Origin of the sequence: Mesorhizobium loti, assembly GCA_014189435.1 — a bacterium.
Taxonomy (GTDB): Bacteria; Pseudomonadota; Alphaproteobacteria; order Rhizobiales; family Rhizobiaceae; genus Mesorhizobium; species Mesorhizobium loti_G.
This window is the reverse complement of the sequence record CP050295.1, coordinates 415,774-430,118: the sequence shown is the minus strand read 5'-3', so window position 1 is coordinate 430,118 and position 14,345 is coordinate 415,774. Positions and strand designations below refer to the sequence as shown.

The 14,345-nt window shown below is 61.8% G+C and carries 18 protein-coding genes and 1 pseudogene; 11 read left to right on the top strand and 8 right to left on the bottom strand.

The annotated features are described in order from the left end of the window. Window positions 1-257 precede the first annotated feature (257 nt). The 4 genes from HB777_39065 to HB777_39050 all read left to right on the top strand — a co-directional run bounded on the left by HB777_39065 (window position 258) and on the right by HB777_39050 (window position 3,912). Window positions 258-1,169 carry a LysR family transcriptional regulator gene (locus tag HB777_39065; protein QND69593.1) on the top strand — a complete coding sequence of 304 codons (912 nt, stop codon included), beginning with the start codon at window positions 258-260 and terminating at the stop codon, window positions 1,167-1,169. A 125-nt stretch (window positions 1,170-1,294) separates the two neighbouring features. Further along, window positions 1,295-2,533 (top strand): pyridoxal phosphate-dependent aminotransferase, encoded by a 1,239-nt coding sequence (locus HB777_39060; protein QND69592.1) that lies wholly within the window; start codon window positions 1,295-1,297, stop codon window positions 2,531-2,533. Continuing rightward, window positions 2,508-3,380 carry a phosphoenolpyruvate phosphomutase gene (locus HB777_39055; GenBank protein ID QND69763.1) on the top strand — a complete coding sequence of 291 codons (873 nt, stop codon included), beginning with the start codon at window positions 2,508-2,510 and terminating at the stop codon, window positions 3,378-3,380. Before HB777_39060 ends, HB777_39055 begins: the two co-directional genes overlap by 26 nt. Before the next feature lie 286 nt (window positions 3,381-3,666). Further along, on the top strand, window positions 3,667-3,912 hold the full coding sequence (locus tag HB777_39050; GenBank protein QND69591.1) for a hypothetical protein: 246 nt from the start codon (window positions 3,667-3,669) through the stop codon (window positions 3,910-3,912). A 22-nt stretch (window positions 3,913-3,934) separates the two neighbouring features. On the opposite strand, the gene HB777_39045 is transcribed toward HB777_39050, so the two are convergent. The 8 genes and pseudogenes from HB777_39045 to HB777_39010 form a co-directional block, all read right to left on the bottom strand. Continuing rightward, window positions 3,935-4,621, bottom strand: a complete 687-nt coding sequence (locus tag HB777_39045) for an acyltransferase (GenBank protein QND69590.1) — start codon at window positions 4,619-4,621, stop codon at window positions 3,935-3,937. After that, the gene (locus tag HB777_39040) at window positions 4,618-5,052 is read right to left on the bottom strand and encodes a hypothetical protein (protein ID QND69589.1); all 435 of its coding nucleotides are present in this window, start codon (window positions 5,050-5,052) and stop codon (window positions 4,618-4,620) included. Before HB777_39040 ends, HB777_39045 begins: the two co-directional genes overlap by 4 nt. A 99-nt stretch (window positions 5,053-5,151) precedes the next feature. Further along, window positions 5,152-5,616, bottom strand: coding sequence for a hypothetical protein (locus HB777_39035; GenBank protein ID QND69762.1), 465 nt, complete (start codon window positions 5,614-5,616; stop codon window positions 5,152-5,154). Window positions 5,617-5,838: 222 nt separating this feature from the next. Then, the gene (locus HB777_39030; GenBank protein QND69588.1) at window positions 5,839-6,393 is read right to left on the bottom strand and encodes a hypothetical protein; all 555 of its coding nucleotides are present in this window, start codon (window positions 6,391-6,393) and stop codon (window positions 5,839-5,841) included. Continuing rightward, complete coding sequence (locus tag HB777_39025) at window positions 6,393-6,992, bottom strand: nuclease (protein QND69587.1); 600 nt, start codon at window positions 6,990-6,992, stop codon at window positions 6,393-6,395. Before HB777_39025 ends, HB777_39030 begins: the two co-directional genes overlap by 1 nt. After that, entirely contained in the window at window positions 6,976-7,314 is a 339-nt protein-coding gene (locus tag HB777_39020) for a single-stranded DNA-binding protein (GenBank protein QND69586.1), read from the bottom strand. The genes HB777_39025 and HB777_39020 overlap by 17 nt, the downstream gene beginning before the upstream one ends. A 55-nt stretch (window positions 7,315-7,369) precedes the next feature. Further along, window positions 7,370-7,906, bottom strand: a pseudogene (locus tag HB777_39015) (thermonuclease family protein). Further along, on the bottom strand, window positions 7,906-8,409 hold the full coding sequence (locus HB777_39010) for a hypothetical protein (GenBank protein QND69761.1): 504 nt from the start codon (window positions 8,407-8,409) through the stop codon (window positions 7,906-7,908). Before HB777_39010 ends, HB777_39015 begins: the two are co-directional and overlap by 1 nt. Before the next feature lie 194 nt (window positions 8,410-8,603). On the opposite strand from HB777_39010, the gene HB777_39005 reads away from it, so the two are divergent. From HB777_39005 to HB777_38975, 7 genes are read left to right on the top strand one after another with little or no spacing between them, the layout of a single operon-like run. Then, window positions 8,604-9,266: a lytic transglycosylase domain-containing protein gene (locus HB777_39005; protein ID QND69760.1), complete on the top strand. Its 663-nt coding sequence runs from the start codon at window positions 8,604-8,606 to the stop codon at window positions 9,264-9,266. An 11-nt stretch (window positions 9,267-9,277) separates the two neighbouring features. Further along, window positions 9,278-9,589: a conjugal transfer protein TrbC gene (locus tag HB777_39000; protein QND69585.1), complete on the top strand. Its 312-nt coding sequence runs from the start codon at window positions 9,278-9,280 to the stop codon at window positions 9,587-9,589. Window positions 9,590-9,599: 10 nt separating this feature from the next. Then, window positions 9,600-9,896, top strand: a complete 297-nt coding sequence (locus HB777_38995) for a conjugal transfer protein (protein ID QND69584.1) — start codon at window positions 9,600-9,602, stop codon at window positions 9,894-9,896. A gap of 9 nt (window positions 9,897-9,905) precedes the next feature. Beyond that, complete coding sequence (locus HB777_38990; protein ID QND69583.1) at window positions 9,906-12,317, top strand: VirB4 family type IV secretion/conjugal transfer ATPase; 2,412 nt, start codon at window positions 9,906-9,908, stop codon at window positions 12,315-12,317. 26 nt (window positions 12,318-12,343) lie between these two features. Further along, window positions 12,344-13,210: a hypothetical protein gene (locus tag HB777_38985; protein ID QND69759.1), complete on the top strand. Its 867-nt coding sequence runs from the start codon at window positions 12,344-12,346 to the stop codon at window positions 13,208-13,210. Between the two features lie 9 nt (window positions 13,211-13,219). Next, complete coding sequence (locus tag HB777_38980) at window positions 13,220-13,939, top strand: conjugal transfer protein (GenBank protein ID QND69582.1); 720 nt, start codon at window positions 13,220-13,222, stop codon at window positions 13,937-13,939. 54 nt (window positions 13,940-13,993) lie between these two features. After that, window positions 13,994-14,185, top strand: a complete 192-nt coding sequence (locus HB777_38975; protein ID QND69581.1) for a hypothetical protein — start codon at window positions 13,994-13,996, stop codon at window positions 14,183-14,185. Window positions 14,186-14,345 lie beyond the last annotated feature (160 nt).

The following is a 14,345-nucleotide window of genomic DNA, read 5'->3' as shown; positions in this document are numbered from 1 at the left end:
TTGCCGCCCCGGCTACCAATAGATTACGTCGCGTTATCGAAAACATGGCGTACTTGGCTCCTGTGTAACTTCGCGAAGCAACGATGTTGCTTCGGGCTGTGGGATCTCTTTTCTCTGTCCGTGGGCACTTCTCGGTGCCCGGCGAGAACGAGCGGGATTACTCACCCTCATATGCTACAAAAGCATGACAATCATCGAATAATGCGATAACAAACGCGCTCTTTTGGATGAATCACAGAAAGGCGACTAAACCGGCCATGGCAGATAGCAAAAATCTTTCGCTCAATGCTGTTCGGGCTTTCGTGCAGGTCGCACGCGACAACAGCGTCACCCGCGCCTCGAAAACGCTGGGCATCACCCAGAGCTCGGTGAGCCGCCATCTTGCGGTGCTTGAGGAATACTTCGGGGCAAAGCTGCTCGAACGGTTCGGCCGACAGAGCCAGTTGACGGACTTCGGGCGACTGTTCGCCGATGCCGTCGCCGAGCCGCTCGATACGATCCTTTTCACCGCAAAGCGGATGCGTCGCAGCGACAGGAAGGACGCCAATCGTCTCGTCGTGCGGACGTCGCTTTCCACCTTCGCCTATACGGTCCTCATCCCCAATCTACGCGAATTCTCGAAAGAAATGGGCGGCGTCACGGTCGACGTCATCAGCACCTTGTCTGCACCCGCTTCGACCGACAGCTTCGACGTACTGTTGACTCGAGATTTGATGTTGACCGAGCCGGCTGACTGCTGGGACGTCTATGACGAGCAACTCGTCTGTGTCGGGGCGCCGGATTGTGTCGCTGGCCGCGGCCTCAAGGCCTTGCGGAGCACCCCGATTATTACGGTGACGTCCCGGCCCGACATTCTGCCCACCTGGCTGCGCGGAATGAACCTGAAGACATCCGATATCGCCTCAGGCGCCCGTTACGATCAGCACTATCTCGCACTGCCGGCGGTAACGACCGGGCAGAGCCTGCTGGTGACGCCGCATATCGTGGTTGCGGAGCTGATCAGGCAGGGCCTTCTGGAAGTGCTTGCCGGGTCACGCGCGCCAAGCGGCATGCAGTACCGTGCCTATGCAATCGATCGCAGCGACAAGCCGGATGTCGCCCGCGCCTTTTGCCGTTGGCTGACCCGACTTTGCCGGAAGATGACGGAGGAAGACGTCCCAGCCAAATAGGTCGCGCGCTTCTGATGCCATCTGTAAATGCGATCATTATCCTCGTTTTACGCGATGCCGTAATTGGCGAGTTGCAGTTACTTTGGCTAGTTCTGGGATAAACCCGGAATTTCGAGGAGAGTGGTATGTCACTCATCGCCAAAAGACTGCAAGCCGTCCGTCCCTCTCAAACCAAGGCTATGACTGCCGCTGCCGCCGCTTTGCGGGAGAAGGGCATTGATGTCATTACGCTCAGCCAGGGCGAACCGGATTTCGATACGCCCGACGTGGTGCAAAGAGCTGGAATAGCTGCCATCCGTGAAGGCAAGACACGCTACACGCCTGTCGCCGGCGTCAAGCCGCTGCGTGAGGCGATCCGTCAAAAGCTGCTGCGCGACAACAGCCTCGACTACGACATCGACGCGATCACGGTCGGCTGCGGCGCCAAACAGGTGGTCTTCAATGCGCTCTTCGCCAGTCTCGATCCGGGGGATGAGGTCATCATCCCGACACCCTGCTGGGTGTCCTATCCGGACATGGTGAGGCTTGCCGGCGGCGAGTTGGTTCTCGTCGCCTGCCACGAACGTTTCGGCTTCAAGCTGAAGCCGCAAGATCTGGAGGCGGCGATGACGCCGCGCACCAAGTGGCTGATGCTGAATTCACCCAACAATCCGACCGGTGCGGTCTATTCCAAGGCCGAGCTTGCGGCGCTCGCCGTCGTTCTGCGCCGCCATCCTCAAGTTCATGTGCTCGCAGACGATATCTACGAAAAACTCGTTTATGGCGTGCGTTTCGCGACGATGGCCGAAGCCGCGCCAGACCTCATCGGCCGGACGCTGACCGTCAACGGCGTTTCCAAGTCTAGCGCCATGACCGGATGGCGCCTCGGCTACGGCGCCGGGCCGAAGGATCTGATCAAGGCGATGAATACGATCCAGGGGCAGACGTCGTCCCACACCAGCTCGATCTCGCAATATGCGGCGATCGAAGCGATCGGCGGCAACCAGGACTACATCGACGATTTCGTCTCCAGCTTCCGCAAGCGCCGCGATCTCGTCGTCGAAAAGATCAACGAGGCACAAGGACTTAAATGCCGCACCCCCGACGGCGCTTTCTACGTCTTCGTGAATTGCGCCGGCATGATCGGCAGCACCACGCCTCAGGGCAAGGTGATCGAGACCGACATGGATTTCGCCATGTATCTTCTCGAGCATTTCGGCGTCGCCGTTGTGCCGGGCAGCGGCTTCATGGCCTCGCCCTATATCCGTATTTCCTACGCCTCGTCGATCGAGGACCTGCAGCACGCCTGCGACCGCATTCTTGCAGCTTGCGAAGCCCTGTCAGAAAGTGAGAGTCTCTATGAGCAAAGCAAAGCAACTGCGTGACCGCATGGCCGAACACGGCCTTGTTCACATTATGGCGGCACACAGCCCGCTGTCCGCCATCTTGGCCGAAGAGGCCGGCTTCGACGGCCTCTGGGCTTCCGGCTTCGAGCTTTCGGCGCTTTACGGTCTTGCCGATATGAGCCTGATCACGATGACCCAGCATCTCGATATGCTGCGGGCGATCGCCGGTCAGTCCTCGCTGCCGATCGTCGCCGATATCGATACCGGCTACGGCAACGCCGTGAACGTCATCCATGCCATCCGGGAATACGAAAAGGCGGGAACAACTGCCGTCGTGATCGAGGACAAGACTTTCCCCAAAGTCACCAGCCTTGCCGCCGATGGGCGCCAAGAACTTCTGCGTATTGAGGAATTCCAGGGCAAGATCGAAGCTGCGGTCTCCACCCGCAGCGACCCGGATTTCCTCGTCATTGCCCGCACGGAAGCCCTGATTGCCGGGTTGGGCGAAGCGGAGGCCCTGAAGCGCGGCATGGCCTATGTCGAGGCAGGTGCTGATATGATCCTGATCCATTCTAAGAAAAAGGACCCGGCAGAGATCGAAAGCTTTTCCCGCGCCTGGAAGGGCATCATCCCGCTTGTGATCGTGCCCAACGCCTATCCGGAACTCGACGGGACTCGGATCCGCGCGCTCGCCAACATCCAAATGACGATCTATGGCAACTACGGGATCCGCGCCGCAACCACCGCAATGCAGGCTGCCTTCCGACGGATCATTGCTGATGGCGGGGTGCAGAACGTCCATAAGGACATCGTGCCCGTCGAGGAAATCTTCCGGCTACAGAAAATGGACAAGGTCAAGGGGGACGAAAAGCGCTTCCTGCGCTGACCGTCCACAATATACAGAAATTGCCGAGATGTTTGTTTCAAGGCGCCTTTCCCAGGTTCGGCCTTCCGAAACTGATACCCTGACAGCCCGCGCCGTTTCGCTACGGAAAGCCGGACGGGATGTCGTCGCTCTTAGCTTGGGCGAGCCTGATTTTGACACCCGGAGAATGTAGGAGAGGCGGCATCCGTGCGATCCATGAGAACTGCTTCGAGAGAACGACCTCGGCCAGGGTGCACCGCTGCCGGCGGCAGCGTAACCCAAGAATAGTGCAAGAGGAGAACTGGCTTTGATCCGAATTGCCGATACGAAAACCCTCGCCGGCGAACTTAGATCCCGTTACGATCCCCCGCGGGCGGTGACGATCATGGGCCGCCTTCTGTTAAAGGCCCTGTTTGCCGGACTTTCTGACGAAGTCGTCTTCTGGGCTCTGGTCCATGCCCACTATCGCGGCGGCGACCTCTGCGCACCGGTGGAAGAGCAGCTTGCAGCGTTCTCGGAATTCATCCTGCGCGATGAATCCGAGTCGAACTGACGAAAATTACCTCAACTCGTTGTCAGACATCGCTCGGCGCGACGACGATCGACGCGCTGGCGGGGGTCGGCGCATTGGCCGCGATACCCGTCGAGGTCGGGAAGTCGCCAGGACCGATCTGCGGTTGAGCGCACAGTTGTTGACCGGTAAAACAGGACACATCGTAACCCGAGCCTCGGACCAGATAGGAACAGACGCTGACGCCATTGCCGTCTTTGACATTGCGGGCATTACAGTCGCCGCCCGCCGCATAGTTGGCAAGCTTGCCCTTGGCGCCGCAGCCGAATTGGCAGGCCATCAGGATCGCCGATTGGTCAATCGTTGCGCATTGGCCGCCCGCACAAACCTGCTGGCCGACGAGGGAGACGAGGCCATTCTTCTGCGCCTGAGCCCAGGAATCCTGTTCGTATTTCGTCCACGCCGCTGTCTGCGCCGATGGATTGTCCAGAAAGCTCTGTGCGCTACCGCTGTAGTAGCGTTCGAACGTACCGGGGCAGAACTGGAAGGCGCCAAGGCAGCCGTATTGGTTGGTCGTCCCGAAATTGCCCTCGCTGCCGGAGACCCTGGCGGCGAACTTCGCGCAATTCGCAGGCATCCCCGCGTCGATGAGGCTCGCGGCCGATTGCCCGGCGAAGGCGGCCGCGGCCGACAGCGAGAGAATGAGGCCGGCGTCGAACAGGATTTGCCGGAGAGCGGTTCGCGTGCTCATGGCTTTTCTCCGCCTATCTCGAACCTGAAATCGCCGTTCAAAAGCTCCTTGCCGTCTGAGCTCAGATGAAAGGGAGCCCATGCGAAGGCCGCTTGCGCATCCGATTTTGGCAAAGCCGCAAAACGTGGATCATCCGGCGGGATCACCTGATGCATCATGTCGTCGACCACGACAGTCTTTTTCCCGTCGGTTGACGTCCGAACCAGCCGTGTCGGACAGGTCGCCGAGCCACAATCAGCGTTCCAGATTTGGGATATCAGCCAGTCGCCTTGTGCTGACTTCAACGTGTATTCATGGATGGTGACGGTCCCGGTCGGTGACGGCGACAAAGCGGGCCCGGCCCAAATGCCGTCAGGATCCTTGGCGATGTTTCGGTAGGAGATCTTGTAGGCGAACGTGGCATCGGCGGCCTTGGCCGGTGCGGTGGGCATGAGTGCGACCGCGCATGCCAGGGCAAGTCCGATGATGGGGGGGGAGGGTCATGCGATACTCCTCAAGCTAGGGGTGGAGAGAGATGAACCATGGCCAATTCACAGAGGGGGGAGCGGGAGGGTGAGCGAGCAGCCCTCGACAGCTTGATGGGCGACGATCGTGCCGGTCTTCAGCGTCTTGGTCTTGGTGTCATAGGAGACGTAAGAGCCCGAACCGACGGGATTGCCGCCTACAACCTTTGGCTCGATCTCAAGGAAGCAGGCGCGCCCGCCGTCCAGCGTGCGGACCAGCAGACCATCATAGATCGCGATGCGCAGCGGGCAGAGCTTTACGACCACGCCGGCGGCGGGCACGCCCTTGGGTGTGCAACCCGTCGCGGTATCGAGGACACTAAAGACCACGGACCGTTTGGTGCTCCAGATGACAAAATGCGCCTCGACCGCCGGCGCATTGGCGCTCGCAAATCTCGTATCGCCGCGAGCGACATAGGCGCGGTTGTTTGCTTCGATCGCATCCTTCCAGATATCAGCATAGGTTGCGGTATCGACGGATGGCCGTTGCATGTCCGCATAGGAAACGTTGCGCCAGGCGGAGGGGTCGGGCGTTCGCTCCTGGGCGCTACTTGATGATGTTGACGCAAGCGAGACCAGCGCAGCGGCGGCGATCGTCACGGCAAAGCGGTCGAAGGTCCTCGGGCGAGTTTCATATGTTTTCATTTTGACATCTAATATAATATATTCTCGGTTGCCTGCCATCATGCAGCATCCGGCTTGATCGCGTCGTTGCTATTCGTAGCGGCTTCGGCCGGGCACCCACCACCACCTGTCCTTGGGCGAGTGCTCTCCAGTTTGCCAGGGAACGGCGGTGACCGGCGGGTAGACCGGCTGCATGTTCCAGGCCGAGCGGTAATAGTAGAAGTTCACTGTCTCGCGACTGACACGTCGCCCCGATGGGTCGAGAAAATCCGTGGCACAGTGGACGACTGGACCGCGATAGCGTGTCACGCGCGCTGTCTGTGCGTCGAGAGCGCCAGGCTTGCAGCCGAAGAGCCATATCGAGGCGGGATAGGGGCGCGAGGCGCCTGGCGCCAGGACGACGAGCCGACGATAGGCGTCGTTGGCTTGCGGCTGTGTCGGATAGGCAAAGCGCTCCGTCAGAACCGGCGCGAAGGCCGAACGATCCGGGGCGTATTCGAGCCGCCCGGGCTGAATCCATTCAGGTCGATACAATGGATCCGACGCCGGAAGCAGCGTCGCGTCGGCGACGGGCGTCGCGATTGGTTGGGCGCACCCCGCCAGGATGAGCGCGATCCAGAAAGGGAGGAAAGCCGACGGGGACATCACGGCGCGCCCCGTCGGCTGACTGCCGCTATGGCGTGGCGCTCGGGACTGGCGCGAAACTCCCATGGCATCTGGAATGTGCTCGACCACAATCCGCGGTAGGCTTTTCGCGCTTCCTGCTCTGCTGAAGCGTAGGCGCGGATTGCTGGATCGCGGTTCGTCGGCGGCGACGTGACGGCGACCCCGTCGCGCACCATGTCGGCGCCGATATCGGCGTGATCGGCAGCAGCGCAGCGGGCCAGATGCTCCCCGTTCTCGTCGCGCAGGATGTTGCAGGCAACCCATTTGTTCAAAGTAGCCCTTACCAGCCAAGCCGCTGCCATGGTTCCGCAGGGCCACGGCTGGCGGCCGAGCAGTGCGGTCTGATCGGGAGCACAGGTATCGATGCCAATGAGGCGATAGATCGCCGTCGTCTCGATATCGCGGAACCGCGTGCCGTCGAGCACCTCGACCCGCAACGGTGGCGATTGGAGGGCCTGGTTGGGACGATACAGGCCCGGCGAACCGATCGAGGGCGACTGGGCGCTCGCCTGTGGGGACACCGCGATCGCCATCGCGAGCAACGTCATGCGTGCGCCAACATCAAATCTCTGCGTCATCGCGATGGCCCAGATCGAGCTTGTGGAAGGCGTTGGCGATGATGTCCGTCGTGTAGACGGTCTCGCCGTCCTTTTTGTAGGAGCCGTCGGCAATACGGCATTCGGCGTAGACCGCGTCGCCTTTGCCGACATTGGCCAGCGCCCACTCCGCGACCTTTTCGTTGAGCAGCGTCACCGTGACCCATTCAGTCTCTTCCTGGCGCTTGCCCTTGCTGTCGGTCCACGCCCGATCGGTTGCAACATTGATTTTCGCGGCTTTGCCGAAGGCCTTCGGCGCCTGGCCGACGCGGCCGCGCAGGATGAACAGGTTCGTCGTTCTCAAAGCAGGTCTCCTTGGTGGGCTCGAGGTCGATGTTACCGCGGGGGCGGGCTGGTTGGGCGCGCAGAATAATCACGTTCGGATCCGGCAGATCGGCAAAGGCCCAGAGGCCTGCCTTGGCTCGCTCGGCAACGAGTTGCGCCACGAAGTAGGGCGCGTGCACCGGCTGTCCCTGCGGATTTAATGCCGCGAAGGCATAGCCGGTCGAGATCAGCGCGGTGCCGAGATCGATGCGTGATCCAGCACCCGCGCCGGTCGCGCGCGTCGCGACACAGAAGACGAATATCGTCTTCATCTGCGGCGCCTCCGCCGCATCGTAGCACTGCGGCCGCAGATCCCGGGTGAGAGCGATGAGCATGGCGAGCGAGGCTTCACCGCAATCGCGATTCAGACCGTGGGCATTGGTGAAGCTCGTGCCACGTAGGCAGGATTGCACGCCGTACAGGCGAAAGGTTGTCTCGCCATCGGTCCAGCTGTCGCCAGTCTGATAGACGGCGGTCGGTGGCACCGGAAACCAACCATTCGCCGCCGGCTGAGCGATCGCCGATGTAGCCATGACTATGCCAATGAGAAGCGCTGCCGCCGCGCCGCGCATCAATACCCCCTCAGCGAAAAATAGAAGCGCTGCACGCCGTTGCCGGTAGATATGTCGACGTAGTCGGATACGCTGCGCGGCTGGCGGGGAATTGTCGGATAAGTCGCCTGGCAGGAGCTGTCACGTCCCCATGTGCAGACGTTGCTCGGTTTCTTCGTGTCGGCGCAGAGGTTGCCGTTGGGCGAGGCAATCAAGCCGGCATTGCCATCTAATCCCGATCGCATCGCCGTCATGCCGGCCGGGCAGGGATAGTAGGGCTCGTGGCCAAGGCCACCGGCGTTGCCTTCCGGGCAAGTTGGCCAGGAGCCGCCATGGGCAAGACTGCGGAAGAGTTCATGCATGACAGGGACGCAGTAGGGAATTCCCGACCAACTCGGCGCACTGGCGGCGGCACACAGCAGGACCTTGCAGCCGAAAGAGGCGTCTTGGGCTCGTGCCTGAGGTGGGACGAGGCAAACGAGCCCCGCCGCGATGGTCGCAAAGTGAACCCCGATTCCCTGCATGAAGGCTCTCATAACAAGTTTGCTCAATTTTCGTTTCGCTGTTGCCAACATAACAATATCTATTATATTGTCCATAGTGAATCGATGCCGGAGGCGAAATGCGGCGCAGAAGCATGTGTGTTGGGGGTGCGCTAGTGGCCAGCGCTGTTTCTGCCCTGGCGCAGACCGTTACCGTCACTTCACCCACGGTGCCGATGACCGTGATCGTGGACGCCGACGGTCGCGTCAAACCCATCGCACCCCTGGATCGTCCGGTCGAGGTCGTTGGGCAGTCTTCCACGGGTGCGCCGCAGTCCCCATGTCAAAACACGGTGGCGATGCCGATCGATGCGGCGAAGGCGCTTGTGCTGCGGGTCGCCAACGAGGAAGCCTTCTCTCCAGAATTTGTCCAATCGGTCGCCAAGGTCGAAAGCCGTGACGTTTCGACGGCGCTCTCGCAAAAGGGCGCCTACGGCCTGATGCAGTTGACGTCGGACACGGCGCGCCGGTTCAAGGTCGACCTTTGCGATCCTGAAGCCAATGTGCGCGGCGGCGTTCGCTTTCTGCGTGCGCTGCATGAGCGCTATCGGAATCCATTGTTCATTTTGGCCGCCTACAACGGAGGCGAGGACGCAGTTGAGAAAAGCCGTGGCGTACCGCCCTATCCGGAAACGGTGCGCTTCGTCGCCGACGTCATGAACGATTTCTATGCCTGGCCCGATCCGGCAGGCAGCACCCGCCCGCCCGCGCGCAAAAGCCCGGCAAGCACACCCGACCTGATCGAACCAGCCAGAAATTTCGCGCCTCCGGTAGCGGCGGAGGCCGAGCAACCCGCCGCCTCCGAATGGAGCGACGGTTTCGTGATGCACGTCCAATGAAGGAGCAACAAATGCGACTACGACACACGCTGGGCCAGCGAGCCATTCCAGCCGGCGCACTTCTCCTGGTCCAGGCCAATCAGGCGGTCGCCCAGTCGGGCGGCACATTGCAGCCGGTTCAATCGACGCTGACGCAGCTCGTCTCCGCGCTGACCGGACCGATTGCCACTGCGCTGGCGACCCTGGCCGTGATTGCTTGCGGCTTCTTCGCCTGGTCGGGCCGCCTCACCTGGGGCATCGCCGGCAGCGTGATCTTCGGTATCGTGCTCGTCTTCGGCTCGGCCCAGATCGTCGACTTCTTCCAGTCCGCCGTCGGGCAGTGAGGAAAATCCAATGGACGAACGCCAGCTCGAGGAACCGCTGATCACGCCGCTCGTCAAGGCCTTGACGCGCGCGCCGACGCTTATGGGCGTGCCTTACATGTATTTCATGTTCAACGGCGTCGCCTCGTCCGTCTGCTTTCTCCTCTCGCACGATCTCATGATGCTGCTGGTTGCGATCCCGCTGCATCTCTTTGGCTATGTGATGACGCTGAGGGATGATCGGATCTTCGAAATCCTTTTCGTCAAGTCGACCAGATGTCCCCCACGTTCGCGCGCCTTCTGGGGCGCCGATAGCTATTCGGCATGAGGAGGCAGCATGGTCGCGCGGGCGCTGCTTGATGAATTGACCTTTGGCGCGGTATCGCGGCGCGAGCGTCCGGTCGCGTCGCACATCCCGTTTACCCGCCACGTTGACGATCACGTTCTCAAGACACGCGATGGCCTGGTCCTGACGGTGCTCAAGCTCGAAGGCTATTCCTTCGAGACCGCTGACATGTCGGAGATCAACGCTCGCCTTCTGGCCCGTAACGACATTGTCCGCACGCTCGCGAATTCCCGCTTCGCCCTGGTCGGCCACATCATCCGGCGCGAGGTCAAACCGCGGATCGCATCCACCTTCGACAATGCGCTCTGCCGCGAGATCGACGAACGCTACGACGCGGCGTTGTCGCAGCGGCGGATGTTCGTCAACGACATTTATCTGACGATCGTCCGCAGGCCGCTTCAGGGCCAGGCCGGAACCTTCGACGCCTTGTTGACGAAACTCCTCGGCCGAACGGATGCGACCGGCCAAACTGTCGCCGCGCAGACGGCTTTGACCGAACTGCGCGACGCCGCGACCGCCGTGCGGGAGAACCTCGCCGCCTACGGCGCCCGTCAGCTTGGCGTGGTCTCGCGCGATGGCGTCTGGCATTCGGAACCATTGGAATTCCTCGTGCAAATCGTCAACGGCGGCCTGCCTCGCCCGATGCTGCTGCCGCGCATGGCGCTGAGCGACGCGCTGTCGATGAAACGGGTCTTCTTCGGCAAGAACGCCATCGAGATCCGCGGCGCCGGCGCGCACGACACGCGGTTTGGCGCCATGATCTCAATTCGTGAATATCCCGCGCAGACCGGGCCCGGATCCTTCGACAATCTCTTGCGCGTCCCGCACGAATTCATCGCCAGCCAAAGTTTTGCTATCATCGATCGCCCCGAGGCGGCCAAACAGGTGGACCGTGTCGCCCGCCAGGTCGACATGTCGGACGAGGCGGGTTCAATCGTCGCCGAGCACCTGGACGACGCCCGCGACGAGCTCCTGGCCTCCGAGGCGATCTATGGCGAACATCATATGACGGTGATGTGCCTTGGACGCAGCATGTCCGAGGTCGACGCGACTGTCACGGCCGTTGGCGCAGCGCTCACCGACCGCTCCGTGATCTGGACGCGAGAGGATCTCAACTGCGAACCCGCGTTCTGGTCGCAGCTGCCCGGTAACTTTGCCTACATAGCCCGCAAGGCGGTGATTTCCTCAAAGAATTTTGCCGGTTTTGTTTCTCTGCATAACTATCCGAGCGGCCGTCCGGACAACAATCACTGGGGCCTGGCGATCTCCGTGTTCGAGACGACGTCGCAGACCGCCTACTACTACAATCATCACGTCCGCGACCTCGGCAACTTCACGGTTGTCGGCCCTTCGGGCAGCGGCAAGACCGTGTTCCTGTCTTTCATCTCGGCGCAGTCACAGCGCGTCACGCCGCGTCCCAAACTTCTCTTTGTCGACAAGGATCGCGGAGCGGAGATCTTCATCCGTGCCATGGGTGGGCAATACGAGGTCCTGGTGCCTGGAGAACCGACCGGGTTCAATCCGCTCTCCATGCCCGACACAGCGCCGAACCGGGAGTTCCTGTTCCAGCTCTTCGGTTTCATGCTGCGGCCGGCGAATGGCGGCGACCTCACGGCCTCCGAGGAGCAAGTCATCCGCAACGCGATTGCGGCAGCACTCAGTGCCGGTCCGGACGGTCGGACATTGCAAGCATTCTCAACATTGCTCCGCGGCCGCATCCGGGCGGGCGAGGGAGATCTGCTCGCCCGTCTCGAAAGCTGGATGCGGCCGGACCAGCGCGGCTGGCTCTTCAACAACGAAACGGATCAGTTCTCGCTCTCCAGCATTTTCGGTTTCGACATGACGCGGGTGCTCGACGACCCGGTCATACGCACCGCCGCGCTCATGTACATCTTCCATCGCACGCAAGAGCTTCTTACCGGAGACCCGGTGATGATCTTTCTCGACGAAGGATGGCGCCTGCTCGACGACCCCGTCTTCGCCTTCTTCATCAAAGACAAGCTCAAGACGATCCGCAAGCAGAACGGCATCATTGGCTTCGGTACGCAGTCGGCCGCCGACATCGTGCGCTCGAGCTCGGCGAGCACGTTGATCGAGCAGACCGCCACCAACGTGTTCTTTCCCAATCCTAAGGCCGATGATGAGAGCTACGCGCGCGCATTCCGTCTATCGGAGCGCGAGGTCGCCTGGATTCGCGGCACGGTTCCGGAAAGCCGATCCTTCCTAATCAAGCACGGACGCGACAGCGTCATCGCCAAGCTCAATCTCGCCGGCATGCCGGACCTGATCAAGGTTCTATCGGGACGCACGGAGACCGTGGCCGAGCTCGAGGCGCTGCGGGCGCGCGTCGGCGATGATCCAGCCGTCTGGCTGCCGATCTTCCTGGGAAGGACCACGCGATGAAAGCAGTTTTCGCCGCCTTCGCTCTTATAACCACCTGCAGTTTCACCGCGCCGGCTTGCGCGGATATTCCGACCATCGATGCCGCGCAGCTTACCGAACACTCGCAGACCGCGAGCGCGACGGTAAATCTCGCGCCGATCACGACGCAGCGCCAGGACGCCAACAGCGGCGTCAAATGCGCCATGACCACCGGCAAGAAGGCCAATGTCAGCGACCCAACCCTACAGCCGCAGATGGGCGCCGGTGCCAAGGCGATCCAGGGCTATGCGCCGGATATGCCAGCAACGCCCGACGCGACGGCGCGAGGCGCGGCCTTGAACAGCCAGTCGCTGTTCAAATCGAGCGGCGATGTGGTCGCCGGTCTTGATGCCAGCGGTCAGTCGCTCAGCGCCGCGCGAACCATGTTCCAGGCGGCAGGTCAACAGGTCGGCACGGCGCCAACAGTGATGGGCGCGTTTGACATGAACAGCGCCGCGCGCCTGCAAAACAACCTCGCCTGGAACAGCGCCATCGGCTCGGCCAATCTCTGGGTGACGGCGCTGAATGCGCCCAATCTCGCGCAAACCAGCGACATGAGCCGGGCAGCTATGGGCATGCGCTCGAGCCCAGGGACATCGATGCCGGTCAGCGGGCTCCTGTGCCCAGCCGGAATGGCCGGATCGGGTACCGCAGCCGACCCCTGCCGTCAGCCGGCATCCTGCTCGACCACACCGCCCGGGACCCCGCCCGACCCGGCCTGCGTCTCTGCACGCGCCACCGATAGCACCGGCAACGTTGCCTTCTTCCTGGCACGCAACCAGGACGCGGCCCAATCGGCCACTCCCGCCCCGAGCGCTCTCTCCGCCACCGACGTCAATGCCGCTCTCGCGGCCATGCAAGCAAACGCACGCTAGGACCCCGCCATGTCGATATCCCGCTCGTTCGCCTTTGTCCTCACTGCACTCTTCGGTCTCATTTGTGCCGAGGCCCGTGCGCAAGTGCCCGTCATCGACAATACCAATCTTGCTAAGGCGCAGGAGATCGCGACCAGCACGCGGCAGATCCTCACCGCAGATCAGCAGATCCTCCAATTCACCCAGAAGACACTGCAGGCCGTCACCGGTGATCGCGCTTCCGTCGCCCAGGGCAGCCTCGCTCAAATGGCGCTCGGTGGCGGGTTCTCGATGGCGCAGGCGCCCTCGCTCGGCTCCGTCATCTCCGGCGGTGCTCTATCGTTTGCAGGGATGAGCCCGGGGTCCCAGAACATCGTCTCGACGCTGATCAATGGGCTGCAGCTGGTAAAGACCATCACTGGTCTCACCGCAGGCCAGACCCATCCGGTCGACACGGCTTACCAGAATTCCGTCAATGTTGCCGCGACGCTCTCCGGGCTGATCACGTCGACGCAGACCGCAGTGCAAACGAGGTCGGCGGCCTTCACACAAGGTGGCCAGCAAATCGGCCAGGCCCCCGATCTCAAGGGCAGCGTTGACCAGAACACCCAGGTCCAGGTTCAGACGGGCCAGACGATCAATGAACTGAATGGCGTCGTGAACAACGCCGCCGCGGCAGCCAACCAGGCCAACCTCGACCGTATCGCCGCCGAATCCGCCGCGGCGCGGGCGATGAAGTTCACGCAGTAAAGCCCGACCCTGAATTCCCCGACCCTGAATTCCAAGAGAACGACCGGAGGACATGTGTCAAAACAAGCCATTGGCTTCCTCGTTGCCGGAATCCTTATCGCCGAAACTATATATCTGGCGGTGTGGAGGCCGCGCGAGCAGCCGAACCCATCGTCGATGGCGGCCGGGCCGGTCTCGCAGGATGATGCGGCGAAAGCCGCCTCGCGCGCCATGACGTTCAGCCAGCCGAAAGAGCCAAAAAAGTGAAGGCTGCGATCGGTTTGACCCTCACACTCACGCTGGCGGCAGCTCTCTCAGGCTGCGCTTATAAGCCTCTGAAGGCGCCGTGCTCCTCGGATGAAAGTGGCGCGCCGCTCGCATATGGCGACCCGGTCGCCGCGCCGGCGCTCCCGCCACCGCTGCGGTT

Bases quoted from the DNA above. Each gene is read 5' to 3' on its own strand.
- HB777_39065 (QND69593.1), top strand. From the start codon at position 258: ATGGCAGATAGCAAAAATCTTTCGCTCAATGCTGTTCGGGCTTTCGTG.
- HB777_39060 (QND69592.1), top strand. From the start codon at position 1,295: ATGTCACTCATCGCCAAAAGACTGCAAGCCGTCCGTCCCTCTCAAACC.
- HB777_39055 (QND69763.1), top strand. From the start codon at position 2,508: ATGAGCAAAGCAAAGCAACTGCGTGACCGCATGGCCGAACACGGCCTT.
- HB777_39045 (QND69590.1), bottom strand. From the start codon at position 4,621: ATGAGCACGCGAACCGCTCTCCGGCAAATCCTGTTCGACGCCGGCCTC.
- HB777_39040 (QND69589.1), bottom strand. From the start codon at position 5,052: ATGCCCACCGCACCGGCCAAGGCCGCCGATGCCACGTTCGCCTACAAG.
- HB777_39035 (QND69762.1), bottom strand. From the start codon at position 5,616: ATGCAACGGCCATCCGTCGATACCGCAACCTATGCTGATATCTGGAAG.
- HB777_39030 (QND69588.1), bottom strand. From the start codon at position 6,393: ATGTCCCCGTCGGCTTTCCTCCCTTTCTGGATCGCGCTCATCCTGGCG.
- HB777_39025 (QND69587.1), bottom strand. From the start codon at position 6,992: ATGACGCAGAGATTTGATGTTGGCGCACGCATGACGTTGCTCGCGATG.
- HB777_39010 (QND69761.1), bottom strand. From the start codon at position 8,409: ATGCAGGGAATCGGGGTTCACTTTGCGACCATCGCGGCGGGGCTCGTT.
- HB777_39005 (QND69760.1), top strand. From the start codon at position 8,604: ATGACCGTGATCGTGGACGCCGACGGTCGCGTCAAACCCATCGCACCC.
- HB777_39000 (QND69585.1), top strand. From the start codon at position 9,278: ATGCGACTACGACACACGCTGGGCCAGCGAGCCATTCCAGCCGGCGCA.
- HB777_38995 (QND69584.1), top strand. From the start codon at position 9,600: ATGGACGAACGCCAGCTCGAGGAACCGCTGATCACGCCGCTCGTCAAG.
- HB777_38990 (QND69583.1), top strand. From the start codon at position 9,906: ATGGTCGCGCGGGCGCTGCTTGATGAATTGACCTTTGGCGCGGTATCG.
- HB777_38980 (QND69582.1), top strand. From the start codon at position 13,220: ATGTCGATATCCCGCTCGTTCGCCTTTGTCCTCACTGCACTCTTCGGT.